Genomic DNA, 17,409 nt, shown 5'->3' with positions numbered 1-17,409 from the left:
GTCCCGCTTCGTTGTTCGATCTCGTGTATCCCATCGCTGGCCTTTCCATGGGGATTGCCATTTTCAGCATCGAGCGAAAGCGGTCCAACAATGCATTCAAGCCGAAGCCTCTTCGCGGGTCGGCTTGATGCTTGCGTTGCGAGTGTCCTCTTCTGGCCAATAGCGGACATCGGACCTGGCCACAAGCGGCGGTGGGAACAGCGTAGGGAAGGACCGAACTGGGCGGGCCCGGTGCGGCATTCTCTCTAGCAATTACGTCCCGATCGGCGGAGGAGTGCTCCGTCGCTGAGTATGTCCACCGCTACAGCACCAGTTCCAAAGGCGAACGCGCACATCCGCCGCAGGCCCTGGGCCGTCGCTACCTCCGCCCCGAGTCATTTCGGAATGACTCGCTCGGGTGGGAGTCGCGTGCGTCGAGTTCCCCGGCTAACTGAGTGGATCTGATACGCAAGGTTCGAGTCCCACTTCCGGCACCACCCCCTTCAGACCCTTATAAATCAGTGTTTTACGGCTGATTTAGGCGCGATCTTAGGGGAGACATTAGGGGTCTTCGGCACCGTTTCGGACGGTCTAGCCGGAGGAGCCAATGGCACACTTCGCGACACACTCGCTGGCACTGCTGGCAGGACAACAGAGGTGACCTTGGCTGAGCCTTGGGGCGCTGTCCGGGGCTTTGTCGTTTCAGGCTCCCCATGCAGACACGCCCAGGTTGCTACTCCCATCGTTGCGAGCGCGAACAGGTGCGGCAGCGTGTAGTCCGTGAAGCTCCGCTCGAACCATGCGCCCCGAGGTACCGACAGCAGCCAAGCCCGCCAAAGCGCCGCACGGTCTTTCGACTCCAACTCAACTTGATGGGGACCGTAAGACTTGGGTGAATCGTCGCTACGCCTCCGACGCAGGTGAGCCAGCGAAAGATTCAGCGTCAGGCCCTTCCACGCGATCTTAGGCACATGCTGACCGGGCAGAACAATCTCCTTCGCGTTTTCCTCCCCCGATATGGAGTGAACGTTGCTGACGTACTTCTGAGTGATACGCCTGACCATCACCGTATCGCCCGCCTGCCAGTCAACATCTTCAAAGAAGTCGCGCATTGGCCTCGCTTCCGTAATAAGCCAGAAGCGCCACCAGAAGTAGATCAGGCCCGCCCACGCCGCCCAGAGAATGAACCCGGGGCGCTTTAGGTGAACTGCGAACATGGACCCGACGTTGGCGTCCTGAGAGAAGCCGCCTCCAGCCGCGTAGAAAAGCATCAACCCGATTGCGATTGCATAGAGATCGCGACGCTGCCGCAGCGCGTCCGGCTGTATGTCTTTTCGGTTTCCAAGGTTTCGACGTGCCATTGACTCTCCCCAGTCCAGGCGGCCCCGTTTCTAGAAATTTTTTCGAAGGGGGGTGATGGACCAAGCGTTCCCCACTCCCCCCATGCCCCACCCTACACACACCCATGCCCAACCTCGAGGGACATGCCGGGCCACCGCTGGTTTGAGGGGTTCGTCCTTGCCATAGTGACCAAAACGGCGAGGGGCGAACATGGACTGGTGCGATACGTCTGCAATCGACTGGGACGCGATTGGCGCGGTGGGAACATGGGTTGTTGGTGGCGCGGCCGCGTGGGTCGCATTCCAAGCCAACGTCATCTCAAGGCGCCTGAAGCGCGATCAGGAACAGCGGGACGCAATAGCAGCGCGCGCGATGCTATCTGGGCTGAGGACTGAAGCAATGGACTACGCCAGGCGCCTGAGGAACCTCGGTGACACGCTCGCCCAGCTTCGCTTAGACGGTAACCCCGCGAAAATCGCGCAGATGGGGTTTGAGTCATTGACGCACATCGGTTTCACCGACTTCGGCCACCGCGCGGAGCATGTGAAGTCATTGCCGCAAGAGGTTGCCGACGCCGTTAACTGGTTGTATGCGCGGGAGCGAACTAACCGCGCGCAGTTCATCGCCAACGTCGAGGTCTTCAAGCAGTTCAATGACCCAGTTCGACCGAACCCTCTAGTCCTTCCGCAGCTTAAGGCGGCTGCACAAGACCTCGCCAAAGCTGCCGAAAAGGTGGTCGACGTCGCCAATCGTTTGTCTCGACATCTTGGCTTGCTAGAGGACCCTCGCTAAGACGATGGGCCTAGAAGCGATCGCCTCTGTTGGCCATGATCTCGTGTGCTTTCGCTCGGCCGAACGTTGCACGAAGACAGTGCTCGCGGAGGCTTTGGGTGAGTTGAAGGGCGACGATTGCGGTGATGTCCCAACTCGGTAGGGTGATTGTTCCGTTCCTGATGTAGCGAAAATCGCCGCTTGCATGGGCTTCGCCGTAGTCGCGTATCACCTGCGCGAGTTCGTCGGAAACCTTGACGAGGCGATGCAGCTTCAGTCGCTGGGCTTCATCAAGAATCACTCCCAAATGGTGGCCGAGTTCTTGAAGGTCCTAAAGCGTGTGACCGCGCGACCGCAGGAACGCTTTAAGGGCGAGTTCTAGCGAGTGACCTAAGAGCATCGCTGCAGGTGGCGAATGATGGCCGTCTCGTCTGCCTGTTCGAACAAGTACGGCAGCTGAGCGATATTCGTGAGCGTATCGGAGTAGTCCGAATGCCGTGGTCCTCGCTTCCAAGTCGTCGCGCAGTGCCTTGGCCACAGCTTCTTGGGCGGGCGTGAGCGGCTTCCGTGGTCCACCCACTGCGCGCCTGAGGAGTTCTTCGACCTCTTGTTGGTTGAGGGTCGATGATGCCCCTGCAGCTGAAGTAACGCAGACGGAAACGCCGCCGCGACTGGCGGCCTCCGCAAGTTCCCTGAGCCGCTCCTTCACGCCGATAGCCCTATACCGAAATGGGGGTCGGCGGAGTCTACCTAGGTCCTTGTTTTTCGGGCCTCGGCGAGGAGATGTTGAGCTATACCGAAATGTGAAAGGGATCTAGGGCCTTGGGAGCTTCACTCTCGGGACCGGTGGGCTAGCCAGAGGAAGTACCATTGCGACACCTAGCGCGAACTACCGGGAGTTCGCGGAAAGATCCCCTGTTCGACGAGGTGGCGGGCGACGGCCTCTGCTAGTTCAACGCTCGAGTCAGGCTTGGCATTTTCTGTCAAAGCTTGGACGAGGACGCCCTGTCGCCGGGTGTCGACGTATCCGTAGCTGGTGAACGTAGTCAGCACGCCCTCGTGACCCAGATTTTGGCTCCAGGCCTTGAAGTCTTCCGGGGTACGGCATCGGCCTTGTCCGATTCTCACGATTAGATTTCGGAGGCTGTGCGGATTGAAATAGGGCAGCCCGGCCGCTTCAAATGCGCTTTTGAATATGCTTCGAACCGGAGTTGCGTTACTCCAGTGACTGGACGCCAAGCCAATCGCTTCAAATTGGCTGGTAGGTCCGAGTCCCATCCTTGTCGCCGGAAAGAGTGGATCATCATTCCCCCACTTTCGTTCGCGCCGCAGGTACGTGATCCAGTCGGCCACAATTTGCCTCACATCATCTCCAACCGGAAAGAAGAAAGTCGTGAAACTCTTGCTGAACTTGGTCCGGACATCTCGTGCGTCTTGAAAGAAGCTGCCGCACGCTAGATCCACATGCTTGAGCTTCGCGGAGGCGATCGCTCCGTCTCTCGCACCGGTGAGGAGGGTGAAGGCCACGACGGCGCGGTTTCGCTGTTGAACTTCAGTAATGGCAGGCATGGTGGAGATAGCGTGTTTTACCTGCTCAAGTGTTGGGACCGGCCGGGGCCTGCGGGCTGTGGCGATTCGCGTGTCCTTGTCAGACAGGTTGAAATACTCAGCGTCTGAGTAAGTCAGTTTTGAACGATAGCCAGGCTCTCCCGCAAGCCATTGAAAGAAGCGCTTCAGCGTCGCAAGTGTCGAATACAAGGTGGCTTTGCTCAGCTTCCCCTCGCACTTCTTGCTGTTCTGGCTGGCTAACGACTTCTTGAACCCGATCGCCTGCTCGACGTGAAACGCCTTGAAGTCCCGGTGGCTGGTGTAGGCCTCAAATCGAGCAAGGGCCATAGCGACCCCGTCGATTGTGGGTTCGGCCTGGCGCTTTGCCTCCTTGAGGAATGCGAAGTAACGGCGCTTGATGCGCTCGTTATTGGCGTTGTAATTAGGCATGGTCCAGAGCTTCCGGGTTGAAGTCACAGTTCACGGAGGGGTGAGAGCTCTCGTTTATGTGTTCCAGTGCTTGCGGAAGCGTTACGCGCAAATTGCCGATCGACGCCTCGAGTTTTGCCAAGCTGCAACGACGGTAGAGTCGGGCGCCACAGTCCGGACAGCTGCCAACTAAGTTCCCGCGGTCGTCTGTCTTACTCTGATAGGTGACCTGATTGCCGGCGGGCACCTTCGGCATGCGGCAGGGCAAGCAGTAGATCTCACCGGGAGCGGAGGGGCGCTTGTTCCTTGCACGGCGTTCCTTGAGGAAGGTCACCAGGACACTTCCACTGACCAGCAAGGGGCGGCGGCGATCGATGGTCTCTAGCCCTTGGATGAGCCATTGCCTGACTGTGTTGCGGTGGATACCGAACAAGTCCGCCATCTCGTCGACGGCATAGGTCCGGTGAATCTTCACCAGGCGGTGGTTGTAGTTGCGAGTGCCCACGCGGTCGTGACCTTGCTGGTCAGGCGCTGTTCGCGCGGCTGGCGGCGACTTGCTGTTCGAGCCAAGCCTCGACTTCAGACGCGACCCATCCCACAGCACGCGCACCGAGACTTACAGGCCTCGGAAAGGAGCCTTGGGCAACTTTGAGGTAGATAGTGCTGCGCGAAAGGCCGGTCCGGGCTTCGACGTCGGGGCGGCGAAGGATCGAAATTTTGGGTGGAATGTGTTGGGTCTTGTTGGCCATGTCGCGCGCTCCTTGGTGCGCTTGGGAACATGGCTACCCCATTGTGGGTAGAGAAAAAATCTTAGCAACGCTAATAATTTCTCTACAACGACCGCAGCGTCAGGCGCCGCCTTTTCTAGGCATCTTGGCCGAATGACGATTTTTGTCGCGATTCTCCTCGTAACGCTCGGCTAATGGCCGAAGGCGCGCGAGCTCCCGCTCTGCAGATGACAACTCCTCCTTGAGCAATTCAATATCGTCGTACGCGCTCCGAAGCAATGTGTGACAAGCATCCAAGTCGCCTGGATACACCCATGTTTTGGCTGCATCCGAAAGCCTAAGAGTGTCCGAAGCATCCGCGGCTTGCATGATCGACACATCGCCGAACGCATCGGGCCATTTTCGACGCGCCCACGCAAACACTTGCGCGGCATAAAACAGTTGGAGCTCATTGGTGACGGCCATTACATGAAGGTCACCTTTTTCCACTGCGTAGAGGAGGCGTTTTCGCACCTTGTCTACCGACGTCCGCATTTTTTGGTCTGGCCGGCCTATGCGAATGGCCAGGAGAGTTGCAATCTCCTGCAACGGATAGAACGGCTTGTGTCCCGGAGGTAGTTGCGCGGACTCGTTCATGGCATCTCAGATAAGCAGCAGCAAAAAATGGCCCATTAGCTTGCTCGTCTTTTGCCTCGCGGCTTCAGATGAGCTTTAGAGGCAGTCGCTTTGCGCGACACACAGTACCTAGCCCACTCCGCCATTAGGAGCGCACGTTTGGCGAACAGATCCGTCCTCCGGTACGCAGCCTCGGTTTTGTCTGAAAGGCTGTGGGCAAGTGCCTGTTCGGCAACCTCTCTCGGAAATGCGGTCATATCCGCAGCCCAGTCGCGGAACGTCGATCGAAATCCATGTGCTGTTAGTCCAGGGCGCAGCGATTTTAGGACCTTTAACGGCGCTGCCGTGGTCATCGTCCCTCCGCGCGCGCCAGGGAAGAGGTACTGGCGGTCATCAGGAATCCCGTTCAAAAGTTCGACCGTCTGCGGAGACAGGGGAATCCGATGGGCCTTGCCTGCTTTCATCYGATCACCTGGGATGGTCCAGGTCAGCTTCCCCAGATCGAACTCCTTCCATTGCGCGCCGACGACCTCACCCGGCCGGGTTGCGGTCAGGACCTGCAATTGCAGGGCGACCGACGCCATGCCGCCCTCCCTTCGCAGCCGCAAGAAGAATGAAGGCGCGTCGGTATAGGGGAGGGCAGCGCGAGGTTGCACTGCTTTCAACTTGTTGGGCTTAGGGAGGAGGTGATCCAAGTGGCCACGCCACCGGGCGGGGTTATCACCACGGCGGTACTGCCTAGCTGTTGCCCAATCCAGCACTGCTTCGATCCGTTGCCGCACGCGGGTGGCAGTTTCTGTCTTGGTCGTCCAGATAGGCTCGAGAGCCTCCAAAACGAGGGCGTCGTCGACGTCGGCAACGGGGCGTGGAAGTAATGCCGCGGCGTAAGTGTCCAGCGTAGATCGCCACTGGTCGGCGTGCTTCGCGCTTCGCCAGGCGGCGCGATGGGATTCGATATACCGATTCGTGCACTGGCCGAAAGTGATTGCCTGAAGGCGCTCGCGTTGCGCTTCGAAGCGTGCCGCTTTCCTTGCGTCGATTGGGTCAATGCCCGCACGAAGCTCCCCTCGGGCAGCCTTGGCGGACTCGCGCGCCTTTTCCAGCGTCACATCCCGCGCGGGCCCCAACCCGCGGTCGCGAAGTTTTCCGGTCACCCGATCCCGGTACCGAAACACCCACGACCGGTTGCCGGATTTGGAAACATAGAGGTAGAGCCCGTCGCCGTCGCCGTAGCGTCCTGGCGTCTTGATGGCCCTAATACGCAAATTCGAAAGCTTGTTGACGGCCCGGACCATTCCGTTCGTGCCATACGGGGTTCCCTACATTTGGCGCCGGCTCTTACGGGTAGTCAATGGCTCACGTTGGATGATCCGACGAATGGACCCTTAAAAAACAGGCCGTTTTGAAGGGTAATTCGGATGTAGTAGGATCTCAGTGGAATTTGGTTTGGCGGACACTCCCTCCGCCAACCCCACGATGCGCCCCGCCAGGCGTCTACGGTGCCCGGTCGGCCGCCATCGCGTCCTGCCTGCCGCGACCCAGCAGCCACTTTCCGAAACGGATGGCCGGCTGGTCGACCCATCGCTCGAACAGCGCCGCGACCAGCACGATCGCCGCCACGCTCGCCACGAACGTAACACCGATGGACAGCACGCGCGGGCCATGCCCGTACATCGACAGATAGACCCCGCAACCCACCGTCATGATGATCGGCGCATGCAAAAGGTAAAGCGGATACGAGATGCGTCCCAGGAACTGCGAGGTCTTGCCGGTCAGCACCGCGCGGAATGCGCCAGCACGCACGGCCAGGACTGCGATCGCTCCGCCGAGAGTCCCCCATAGCGCCGCTGCGAGCGCGTCGTCCGGGACCAGGACGCGCAGCGGCGCATACAACGGCGATCCGTCGAAGCCGGCCAGGTACATCGCCAGCACGATGCCCACGGACGTGAGCCACGCCGGCGCTTTCGGTATCGGCGCGTTCAAATGGCTACCGATCAGGAAGGCGAGGTAGAACGGCCACTCCCTGGGTGCGAAAAAGATCACGCATGCTGCGTAGATCAGCGGGAATATCCACGTTCGCGACGTCGGCCCCGACAAGAGCGCATACGCGAAAATCAACATCGATCCGATGAACTCGATCCGCATCGTCCAAAAGACGCCGTTGAAGCGCGTGCTGCCGTTGAAGATGACGCCGTACACACCGTCCTTGATGGCATCGAGCAGGGAGGGATCCGTCGGCGGCGACTGGCTGACAAGCCACGACGAGCCGGTCAGCGCGGCGACGCGCGCCGTGTCGAAAGCGCCGAGCACGCACAGCAGGTAAGCGAACATGACGCTGGCGAAGATGGGAATCCCCAGGCGGAAGTAGCGGCGGGCTGCCAGCGATCGAATGACCTCGATCCTTCCCGTCCGGTGGAAGGCCATGGTCAACACATAGCCGCTGAGGATGAAGAAAATGCAGACGGCGAAGCGCCCATTCCACAGTGACGACAGGATGGGGATCGCGAGGAATCGTTCCAGGTGGCCGTGGATCGCCGTGTCGCTGGCGACCCATGCGAAGGTGCGCGCCAGTCCGGCGGGCATGAAGGTCAGGATGAAATGCGCGAACAACACCGACAAGGCGGCGACGCCCCTCAGCCCATCGGCTGCCAGATCCTTGTGCATGTGCCCATCCGTTCGCGAAACCCCGCGGATGTTAGCCCAGGGGAGACACGGCGCCAGCTCCGGACAAGCTTCCGACCCCAAGCGGCGCTACCATCCGCGCTCCGTTCCGCCTCCCCCGTGGACTGCATGACCGCGTTCAACATGGCCTACGGCGATCTGCGGATCGCCGTCGTCGAGGACGACGACACGCTTCGCGACGATGTGCTCGTGCCACGCATGCGTGCTTATGGCTTCGCGCTCGTGCCCATGCGCACCGCCGCCGAGTTGAACGCGAGCCTGCTTCAGGCGCCGCCGCAGATCGTGGTGCTCGATGTCGGATTGCCCGACGCGGACGGCTTCACGCTCGCGCGTTCGCTGCGCGAGCGCTGGCCCGCGATGGGGATCGTGATGCTGACCGGGCGCGGCGAAACCGAGGACCGCATCCGCGGGCTCACCGAAGGCGCGGATGCCTATCTGTCCAAGCCCATCGACCTGGGCCTGCTTGCGGCGACCCTGCACAGCGTCGCGCGACGCGTCCAGCCATCGCGCATCGCCGCGCACGTGCCGTCATGGCGCCTGGATTCGGAGGGTTGGTGCCTTGTGAGCCCGACCAACGCGAGCATCGCGCTGAGCAAGACCGAACGCCGCCTGCTGCGTCCGTTGATGGCGCGGCAGGGCCGCATGATGACGCGCGAGGCGATCATCGCGCAGCTCGCGCCCGACGCGCACGACTTCGATCCGCATCGCCTTGATTCACTGATCCACCGGCTACGCCGCAAAGTGATGAAGACCTCGGGCGAAACGTTCCCGTTGATCTGCGTGCACGGCGAGGGTTACGTCGTCGGCTGATCCGATGCGCGCGGCAAGCGCACGCGGACCGTGGTGCCGCGGCCGGTCGCACTGTCCAGCGCCACGGTGCCACCCGCGCGTTCCACCACGCTGCGCGCCGTGGCCAGGCCCAGGCCCGTGCCCGCGCCTGCGGGCTTCGTGCTGTAGAACGGTTCGAATGCGTTCGCGACATCGTTGGCCGACATGCCGTGCCCGGTGTCGGTGAATGCGATCTCGACGTGGTCGCCTTCGTCGCGGACCACCACATGCAGCGCACCGCCTTCGGGCATCGCATCGCGCGCGTTGGTCGCGATGTCCAGCGCGACGAGTTCGAACTGGCTGCGGTCGACGCGCACGGGCGCATCGACGGCCTGCGAGTGGAGCGTCAGCGCGATGGAGCGCGGCAGCAGGCGGCGCAACATTGGTTGCATGTCGGCCAACAATTGTCCGGCATCGAGCATGACCAAACGTTCGTCATCGCGGCGTCCGAAACACAGCAGGCGCCTGGCGAGCTCGACGCCTTTCTGCGCGGCGGCGTCCACGCCTTCGAGTGCATCGGCCATGTCGCGCGCGATCTGCCGCGGATCGTCGCCCACGTCGTCGATGCGATGGCGCGCGTCGGCGTAGCCCATCACGACGCCGAGCACGTTGTTGAAATCGTGCGCGACGCCGGCGGCCAGGCGCCCCATCGTTTCCATCTTCTGCGCATGCAGCAGGCGCGCCTGCATGCGTTCGCGCTCGTCGATTTCCTGCTGCAACGCGCGGCGGTGCGCTTCCGATTCACGCAGCGCGACGCGCAGCGCCGTGATGCAACGATCCAGCACGAGCACGATCACGAAGTAACTGAAGGCGGCCGACGGCGCGAAGTGGAAGGCCGTGATCGGCGATTGGCCGGAAGCGGACAGCAGCGCTGCGTCCGTCGTGAACCCGGCGAGGAAGACCAGCATGAGCACGCCGAACACCGTCCACAACGCGCGCCTCCCGAGGACCAGGCCGCCGATGGCGAGCGACAACATCTGCCCGGTCTGGTCGACCGCGACGCGTTGATACCCCAGCTGCGCATGCGTGACGAACAAGGCCAGCAGCAGCGAGGCGAGGAATGCGACCACCGCGATGCGGAATGCACCGCGCCGTATCAAATGGATGCCGACCAACGCCGTGATCACCGTGAGCAAATCCATTCCCGCGAGCAACAGCATCCCCGGGACGAGGTGCATCGATGAGAAGTGGATCGCCCAACTGATGGGCAGCGTGATCGCCATGAACGCGAACAGCACCTGCATCGTCGGCGCATTGCGCCGGTCGATCGCATCGGCGATGGGAACGTCGGCGAGCCAGCGCACGCCATGGGCTGCGAACGACGGCATGGTCGGGAACATCGCGCGAACGGATTCGGTCGTCATGAAGGCGTGCGTGGTGAACGGTGAGAAATAGGTGAGATGTTGCGGAGATGGCGTGCGTGACAAGTCATCGAACTGAAAAGTAGTGTTTCCCGGCTGGAAAAATGAGGTTTGCGTCGCAGGGAAGCATTGCACGAACACACACATCACTCACGCTTCGCAGGGGAACACCGCACATGCTCCGCATCGCACCACGCAGGATCGTCGCACGCCGTGCCATTCCGATCGCCATCGCCCTCGCACTTGCGGCGCCGCCCGCGTTCGCGATCGATCCGTCCCCTGATACGACGCAAGTCGACAAGAAAACTACGTCGCTCGCGGGCGCGCCGGATGCAGTCCAGGCGCAATCCCTCACGGCCGCGCAGGATTACTTCGACGCCGATGGCGCGGGCGATGGCAGCGATGCCGCGGCCGCCGATGGTCTGAATTCGACCGCGGCCGGCGCATCGAGCGTGGCGAGCGGCATCAATGCGTCCGCCTTCGGTTACGGCAGCGCCGCGCTCGGCGACGACAGCACCGCAGTGGGGCCCTTCGCCCTCGCGATCGGATCGGGCGCTTCGGCATTCGGCTTCGGCACGACGGCGCTCGGCGACTACAGCACCGCGATGGGCTACGGATCGAACGCCTCGGGCTTCGCGTCGCTGGCGCTCGGTTACAACGCGAGCAGCAACGGCGCCGGTGCGATCGCGATCGGTACGGAAGCCACGTTGACGGTGGCGATCGGGCAGGGCGATGCCTTGTTCGTGACGCGCGCCGACGGCGCGTTGTCGACCGCGCTGGGCCCGGGCGCACAAGCCGATGGCGAAGCATCGGTCGCGATCGGGCCGGGCGCGCAGGCGACCGATCCGGTGGCCGTCGCAATCGGTCATCGTGCGCAGGCCACGACGGTGTCCGTCGCGGTCGGCAACTTCGCCATCGCAGGCGACTACCTCAGCACGGCGATGGGCAGCCAGGCCGAGGCGCGCGCGTTCTATTCCACGTCCATCGGTGGTGCCAGCAGGGCCGAGGCCATGTTCTCGACGGCCATCGGTGCCCAATCGTATGCGCACGGCGAGCAATCCACCGCGCTCGGCATGTTCGCGCACGCATGGGACGATCTCTCCCTCGCCGTCGGCAACGCCGCGTATTCCGACGGGTACGCTTCGGTCGCCGTCGGCTACCAGGCACACACCTGGGGCGACGGCTCCATCGCGATCGGCAAGCTCGCCACGACGGGTGGCGATCGCCCTCTGCAAGCCTTGCCGCCGCCGTGCGATCCCAACGATCCCGATTGCGGGAGCGGACCCGGCATCCCGGGAGGCCCCGGTCCGCAACGGCTCGAGCAGCCCATTTACGCCATTGCCTTCGGCCAGGGGGCGCAAGCCTTCGGTTTCGGCAGCATCGCGTTGGGCTACAACAGCCTGACGCTGAGCGAGAACGCGGTTGCGCTCGGCGCGGGCTCGCTCGCCGATCGCGACAACGCGGTCTCCGTCGGCGCCTCGCAGAGTTGGATGCGAAGCGATGGTTCGACCGTGGCGGGCTTCACGCGCCAGATCATCAATGTGTCCGCGGGCACCGAAGACAACGATGCGGTCAACGTCGGGCAGGCGCGGCAGGTCGCGTCGATATTCGGTGGCGGCGCGTCGTTCGCGGGCGGCATGATGCAAGCGCCCGTGTACACGATCCAGGGCGGCAGCTACGGCGACGTGGGCAGTGCGTTCGCCGCCGTGGACGCAAAGTTGTCGAATCTGCAGCAGGCGGTCGATGGCATCGACCATCCGCCGACCGATCCGACGGATCCCGGCGGTCCGACCGATCCCACGACCCCGGGCAGCGGCGAGGGCATCGGCTACGACGACGCGGGCCACGGCAGCGTCACCCTCGGTGGCACCGGCGGCACGCAGGTGAAGAACGTCGCCGACGGCGTGGACGGTCGCGATGCCGCGAACGTGGCGCAGATGGACCGTGGTGACGCCGCGACGCTGGCTTCCTCGCATCAGTACACCGACGCCAGCGCGACACGCACGCTCAACAGCGCCAACGCCTACACCGACCAGCGCCTGGCCGCCTTCAACGACCAGTTCATCGACCTCAGCCGCGAAATGGATCGCCGCCTGGATCGCCAGGACCAGCGCATCGATCGCATGGGTGCGATGAGCGCCGCGATGATGAGCATGTCGATCAATGCTTCCAACGCACGCAGCGAGCGTGGCCGCCTCGGTGTCGGCGCGGGCCTGCAGAACGGCCAATCCGCGCTGTCGATCGGCTATTCGAAATCCATCGGCCGCGCGTCCTTCAGCCTGGGCGGCTCGTTCTCCGACGGCGACAGCGCCGCCGGCGTCGGCTTCGGCATCGACCTGTGAACACAAGGAACGCACGCATGAACTTCCTCACACGCACCACCCTGTGCGTCGCCCTGTGCGGCACGGCCTTCCACGCCGGTGCCATCCAGGTCTCGTCCGCCAACAAGCAGCGCGCCGGCGTTCCGACGAGCGCGGCGCGCTTCGCGCCCGACATCACCCGCACGCCGACGTCGTTCTCGCGCTTCATCGTGAAGTCGCGCACGGCCCTGGCACCGGAAACGCTTGTCGCGAGTGCCGCACAACGCGCGGGCGTCCGCCAATCCTCGGCTGCGCTGCTTTCGATCCGGCGCGTCCGCACACTGGGGCAGGGCGCGACGCTGGTGCGCAGCTCGCGTGCGCTGTCGATCGCCGAACGCGACGCGTTGCTCGCGCAACTGCGCAGCGACCCGAACATCGCGTGGGCGCAGGCGGACACGATGAAGTACCGCATGGACACGGTGCCCAACGACACGCACTTCGCGACCTTGCAGTGGGACTTCACGAATCCGATGTCCGGTATCGGCGCGCCGCATGCGTGGGATACGACGACCGGCAGCGGCGTCGTGGTCGCCGTCATCGACACCGGCTTCGTCGATCACTCCGATCTCGCCGCGAATCTCGTGCCCGGCTACGACTTCATCAGCTGGTATGGGCAAACCGAAGACGGCACGCCGTATCCCGATGTCGCGGGCGACGGCAACGGGCGCGACGCCGATGCGCACGATCCCGGCGATTTCCTCACCGGCCAGGAGACGTTCTGTGGCGGTGAGGTTTCCGACAGCTCCTGGCACGGCACGCACGTCGCCGGCACGGTCGCGGCGGTGACGAACAACGCGCGCGGCGTCGCGGGCGTGGCCTACGGCGCGAAAGTGCAGCCGGTGCGCGTGCTCGGTCACTGCGGCGGGCTGACGTCGGACATCATCGACGGCGTGACGTGGGCCTCCGGCGGCGACGTGCCGGGCGTGCCGCGCAATCCGACGCCCGCCGAGGTCATCAATCTCAGCCTCGGTGGCTACGGCACGTGCGCCGAAGATCCGGCGATGCAGGACGCGATCGACGGCGCGGTGTCGCGGGGCACGACGGTGGTCGTGGCGGCCGGCAATTCCAACATGGACGCGGCGCACTTCTCGCCGGCCAGTTGTCGCAACGTCATCACCGTGGGTGCCACGGGCGTGGATGGTGCGCGTGCGTGGTATTCCAACTACGGCGCGACCGTGGCGCTTGCCGCACCCGGCGGCAACGCGAGCACGGGCGATGCACCTGACGACGCGTGGATCTGGTCGCTCGGCAACAGCAGTCGCACGGCGCCCGTGGCCAGCCCCGCAGGCGATGTCGTGCTGGCGCACATCGGCACGTCGATGGCGAGTCCGCACGTGGCCGGCGCCGTCGCGCTGATGCAGAGCGCTTCGGTCGCCGCCGGACATCCGGCGCTTACGCCGGACCTGGTGCGCTCGGTATTGCGCGCGAAAGCCAAGCCCTTCGGCGTGCAGCCTTCTGCAGCGACGCCGATCGGCGCAGGCATCCTCGACTTGCCGGCCATCGTCGCGGTGGCCGCCGCCGGTGTCACCGAACCCGATCTCGCCATTCCGCTCGCATCTCGCGCACCGATCACGGCGCAGGCCGTCGGTAACGGCGAAGGCCGTCTGTATCGCATCACTGTTCCCGTCGGCGCGGCGCAACTCAACGTGCGGACGTATGGCGGCAGCGGCGATGTCTCGCTGTATCTGTCGCGCACCGTGGTGCCGACGACGACCACGTACGGATGGCGCTCCGCACACCTGGGCACCGCCGAAGCGATCGTCCTCCCGCGCCCGGCCGCCGGCGACTATTTCTTGCGCGTGCAGGGAGAACAGCCCACCTCGGGAGTGGCGGTGCTGGCGACGTACTGAACGTTGTACCCCTGCAGTCGCGTTACTTGGGCCGTGCAGGATGCACGGCCCTTTTTTTGTTTTCAGGTGTGCCGCACGAAGCTCCCGATGTGCTCGGCCGTCGCCTCGGGATGTTCGTGCTGCGGACCGTGGCCTGCGCGCGGATAGGTCAGCAATTGCAAGGTGGGCAACAGGCCGTTGAGCGCGTACCAGTTCTCGACGGGGAAGATGATGTCGTGATCGCCTCCGACGTGCAGGATCGGAACTTGCGTGTGTTTCAGGAATTCCAGGATGGCGTCGGCCGGGAACATCGGGCTGCGCGGCCCGGCGCCGATGTTGTCGGCGGCGAATTGGGCGGGAACCTCGGGGCTGCGTCCTTCCGTGCGCGCGGAAATGCGTTCGATCGAGCGCCGTGCCGCCTCGCGCCCGCGGGCCGACAGCGGTTCGAAGAACAGGATCACCAGGTCCTCGAAGGAATTGACCGGCTTCTTCGCGGTGTCGAAGAACAGTTGTTCCGGCAATTTGACGAGCGGTCCGGGCGGCGTCGTACCGATCAGCACGCAATGCGTGACGCGATCGGTGAGCATGGTCAATGCGATCTGCGCCGCGATGCCACCGATCGACCAGCCGCACAGGATCGCGTCGTGCAAGTCGAGCCCGCGGGCGAGATCGACGGCATCGGTCGCCAGGCGCATCGGGTCGTAACTCGCTTCACCGGTCGAAAGCCCCAGGCCGCTGAAGTCGAAGGTGATTGCCTGCATCCCCTGGGCGGCGAGCGCATCGAGGAATGCGGGATCCCATTGGTCGATGTTGCCCCGGAAGCGCGTGCACATCAGGATCGGGCGGCCGCTTCCGATGACGCGATAGGCGAGCGTGCGGCCGTTGTGTTCGAGGAAACGATTGGGCGCGTCGTTCGCGCGGGCAGTCGTGTTCATTCGGTCCTCCTCGGCTTCAGGCTAATGAGCGGTCGCAGGCCCCGATACAACCCGACCGGGTGCTGACCGGCGCAGGGCTTTTCGCGTAAGCAGCGGCATACGGGCCCCGTTCGTGCGGAGAACGCCGATGTATTCCCAAACGTTGCACCACTACTGGGGAATGGAGCTGTTGGCGGTGAATGCGTTCATCGGGTTGAACCTGTTGGGCGCGTTGCTCCTCGGGATGCTCGTCGGTTACGAGCGTTCCTACCAGGGTCGCGCGGCCGGAATGCGCACCTACGGATTGGTGTGCATGGCCTCGACGGCGCTCACCGTCATCGTCGGGTTCGCGCCGTTCTGGTACGGCGCTTCCAACGCGCACGCCGTCGCCGATCCCACGCGCGTCGTGCAGGGCATCGTCACCGGCATCGGTTTTCTCTGCGCCGGCGTCATCGTGAAAGATGGCCTGAGCATCCGCGGCCTGACGACCGCCGCTTCGATCTGGGCGGTGTCCGCCGTCGGCATCCTGCTCGGCACCGGTTTCTACGCCGCGGCGCTGTTGCTGGCGCTGCTATGCGCTGCGTCCATGTCGTTCCTGCAGAAGATCGAGATGCGGCTACCGGGGCGGGCGTCGCTGGATGTCACGATCAAGTTCTGCGCCGCGTTCGAGCCCAAACTCGGGGAAGTCGTCAAGACCGGCGAAGCCCGCGGCTATCGCGTGCTCAGGGAAAGCCTGACCATTTCCTTCAGCGACAAGCAGGCGGTCTGGCGATTCGGCGTGGTGGCGCTCGAGCGTTCGCGCGCCGTGTCGCCGGCGCACATCGCCGAGGAACTCTCGAAAGATCCGGACATCCAGAGCTTCAGCATCACCCCGGTTCGGCACTAGCCACCGTGCCCGCTGGCATCGTCGATGCGGCGGCCGAGATAACGAATGAGGACAAGGAACAGCGCGGCGCTCACCATGGATTGGTTTCCTTCTTGGGTCGGGCAAACGTTATCGTTTCGGTCCGTGCTTGATTAGCCGCCAGATCGGGGAATAATTGTTCCTTCCGCGGGCCAATCTTCGCTTAGGCGGCCCTGGGAGCCACGCATGGCTCGCGATCTCAACGACACGCTGCTGTTCGTCAAGGTCGTCGAACTCGGCAGTTTCACCGCGGCCTCGCGGGCGTTGCGGCTCCCCAAGACCAACGTCAGCCGCAGCGTGCATGCGCTCGAGGCGCGACTGGGCGCGCAACTGTTGCATCGCACGACGCGCAAGCTCGGCCTCACCGAAGCCGGCAAGGTGTATTTCGAACTCAGCCAACGCATCGCGCGCGACCTCGACGATGCCGAAAGCGCGGTCGGGCAGTTGCAGGGTGGGGCGCGCGGTTGGCTTCGCGTCACCGCGCCCTACGAAATCGGCAACGAATGGATCGCGCCACTGCTCGCGGACCTGCGGAAGCGGCATCCGGAGATGCGCGTTGAATTGCTGCTGGATGCCTTCAACAGCGATCCGCTCGACCTCATCGACCAGGAAATCGACGTCGCGGTGCGCGCGGGCACGTTGCCGGACTCCACGCTTTCGGCGCGGAAGCTGGCCGTGCTCCACACGCATGTCTATGCGAGCCAGGGCTACGTCGATCGCCACGGCGAACCTGCGCATCCCGATGCGCTGCGCGACCACGCCACCCTGGCGATGGCGAAGCGACGCGGTGCGGGCCATGCGTGGGCGTTGCGTAGCGGCAAAGCCCATGGCGAGTTCCCGATCGACCCGATCCTCGTCGCCAACGATCCCTCGGCGCTGCGCGTGGCCATGCTCGCCGACGAAGGGCTCATGCTGGCCGGCGACATCATGGTCAAGCGCTACGCCAGCGGCGGAACCTTGCGCAGGGTGTTGCCCGAATGGAGCGGGCCGGACTTCGATTTGAATGTCGTGTTTCCGCGCGGGCGCGTGCAATCGCCGAAGGTCCGCGCGTTCGTGGACTTCCTGGTCGAGCGGATCGCACTGGATGTGTTGTAGGCGTCCTGGCGATTGCATGCGTGCG

Annotated in this window: 16 protein-coding genes; 6 read left to right on the top strand and 10 right to left on the bottom strand. The window is 63.7% G+C overall.

Annotated elements, in window-relative coordinates; translation table 11 throughout:
- Positions 1-497 precede the first annotated feature (497 nt).
- Positions 498-1,340 carry a hypothetical protein gene (locus AC1DOM_RS09285; protein ID WP_498962483.1) on the bottom strand — a complete coding sequence of 281 codons (843 nt, stop codon included), beginning with the start codon at positions 1,338-1,340 and terminating at the stop codon, positions 498-500.
- A gap of 190 nt (positions 1,341-1,530) precedes the next feature.
- Here AC1DOM_RS09285 and AC1DOM_RS09280 point away from each other — a divergent pair, with 190 nt between their 5' ends.
- Positions 1,531-2,112: a hypothetical protein gene (locus AC1DOM_RS09280; RefSeq protein ID WP_498962481.1), complete on the top strand. Its 582-nt coding sequence runs from the start codon at positions 1,531-1,533 to the stop codon at positions 2,110-2,112.
- Between the two features lie 10 nt (positions 2,113-2,122).
- Here the strand turns inward: AC1DOM_RS09280 and AC1DOM_RS09275 are convergent, their stop codons facing one another.
- The 7 genes from AC1DOM_RS09275 to AC1DOM_RS09245 all read right to left on the bottom strand — a co-directional run bounded on the left by AC1DOM_RS09275 (position 2,123) and on the right by AC1DOM_RS09245 (position 8,075).
- Positions 2,123-2,392 (bottom strand): hypothetical protein, encoded by a 270-nt coding sequence (locus tag AC1DOM_RS09275; protein WP_498962479.1) that lies wholly within the window; start codon positions 2,390-2,392, stop codon positions 2,123-2,125.
- 578 nt (positions 2,393-2,970) lie between these two features.
- Positions 2,971-4,089 carry a tyrosine-type recombinase/integrase gene (locus AC1DOM_RS09270; RefSeq protein ID WP_498962477.1) on the bottom strand — a complete coding sequence of 373 codons (1,119 nt, stop codon included), beginning with the start codon at positions 4,087-4,089 and terminating at the stop codon, positions 2,971-2,973.
- Positions 4,082-4,573 (bottom strand): helix-turn-helix domain-containing protein, encoded by a 492-nt coding sequence (locus AC1DOM_RS09265; protein ID WP_498962475.1) that lies wholly within the window; start codon positions 4,571-4,573, stop codon positions 4,082-4,084. Before AC1DOM_RS09265 ends, AC1DOM_RS09270 begins: the two co-directional genes overlap by 8 nt.
- A gap of 19 nt (positions 4,574-4,592) precedes the next feature.
- Entirely contained in the window at positions 4,593-4,817 is a 225-nt protein-coding gene (locus tag AC1DOM_RS09260; RefSeq protein WP_498962473.1) for a helix-turn-helix transcriptional regulator, read from the bottom strand.
- 99 nt (positions 4,818-4,916) lie between these two features.
- On the bottom strand, positions 4,917-5,432 hold the full coding sequence (locus AC1DOM_RS09255) for a hypothetical protein (RefSeq protein WP_498962472.1): 516 nt from the start codon (positions 5,430-5,432) through the stop codon (positions 4,917-4,919).
- A 35-nt stretch (positions 5,433-5,467) separates the two neighbouring features.
- Positions 5,468-6,706 (bottom strand): tyrosine-type recombinase/integrase, encoded by a 1,239-nt coding sequence (locus tag AC1DOM_RS09250; protein WP_498962471.1) that lies wholly within the window; start codon positions 6,704-6,706, stop codon positions 5,468-5,470.
- Between the two features lie 199 nt (positions 6,707-6,905).
- Positions 6,906-8,075 carry an acyltransferase family protein gene (locus AC1DOM_RS09245; RefSeq protein WP_498962470.1) on the bottom strand — a complete coding sequence of 390 codons (1,170 nt, stop codon included), beginning with the start codon at positions 8,073-8,075 and terminating at the stop codon, positions 6,906-6,908.
- Between the two features lie 126 nt (positions 8,076-8,201).
- Between AC1DOM_RS09245 and AC1DOM_RS09240 the strand changes: the two genes are divergently transcribed.
- Positions 8,202-8,903: a response regulator transcription factor gene (locus AC1DOM_RS09240; RefSeq protein ID WP_498962469.1), complete on the top strand. Its 702-nt coding sequence runs from the start codon at positions 8,202-8,204 to the stop codon at positions 8,901-8,903.
- Here the strand turns inward: AC1DOM_RS09240 and AC1DOM_RS09235 are convergent.
- Positions 8,888-10,285 carry a sensor histidine kinase gene (locus AC1DOM_RS09235; RefSeq protein WP_498962468.1) on the bottom strand — a complete coding sequence of 466 codons (1,398 nt, stop codon included), beginning with the start codon at positions 10,283-10,285 and terminating at the stop codon, positions 8,888-8,890. The two genes, AC1DOM_RS09240 and AC1DOM_RS09235, sit on opposite strands and share 16 nt — an antisense overlap.
- 173 nt (positions 10,286-10,458) lie before the next feature.
- On the opposite strand from AC1DOM_RS09235, the gene AC1DOM_RS09230 reads away from it, so the two are divergent.
- Together AC1DOM_RS09230 and AC1DOM_RS09225 are read left to right on the top strand one after the other, a co-directional pair.
- Entirely contained in the window at positions 10,459-12,624 is a 2,166-nt protein-coding gene (locus tag AC1DOM_RS09230) for a YadA-like family protein (protein ID WP_498962466.1), read from the top strand.
- Positions 12,625-12,641: 17 nt separating this feature from the next.
- Positions 12,642-14,492, top strand: coding sequence for a S8 family peptidase (locus AC1DOM_RS09225; protein WP_498962464.1), 1,851 nt, complete (start codon positions 12,642-12,644; stop codon positions 14,490-14,492).
- A 62-nt stretch (positions 14,493-14,554) separates the two neighbouring features.
- Here the strand turns inward: AC1DOM_RS09225 and AC1DOM_RS09220 are convergent, their stop codons facing one another.
- A complete protein-coding gene (locus tag AC1DOM_RS09220; protein ID WP_498962462.1) occupies positions 14,555-15,406 on the bottom strand; it encodes an alpha/beta fold hydrolase in 852 nt (283 codons plus the stop codon).
- A 127-nt stretch (positions 15,407-15,533) separates the two neighbouring features.
- Between AC1DOM_RS09220 and AC1DOM_RS09215 the strand changes: the two genes are divergently transcribed.
- Together AC1DOM_RS09215 and AC1DOM_RS09210 are read left to right on the top strand one after the other, a co-directional pair.
- Positions 15,534-16,271, top strand: a complete 738-nt coding sequence (locus AC1DOM_RS09215; RefSeq protein ID WP_498962460.1) for an MgtC/SapB family protein — start codon at positions 15,534-15,536, stop codon at positions 16,269-16,271.
- A gap of 204 nt (positions 16,272-16,475) precedes the next feature.
- Complete coding sequence (locus AC1DOM_RS09210) at positions 16,476-17,384, top strand: LysR family transcriptional regulator (protein WP_498962458.1); 909 nt, start codon at positions 16,476-16,478, stop codon at positions 17,382-17,384.
- The last annotated feature ends 25 nt before the right edge of the window (positions 17,385-17,409 follow it).

It is taken from the genome of Lysobacter sp. P5_B12 (genome assembly GCF_056400425.1).
The sequence above is the reverse complement of the archived record's forward strand: the minus strand, read 5'-3'. Positions and strand labels throughout refer to the sequence as shown.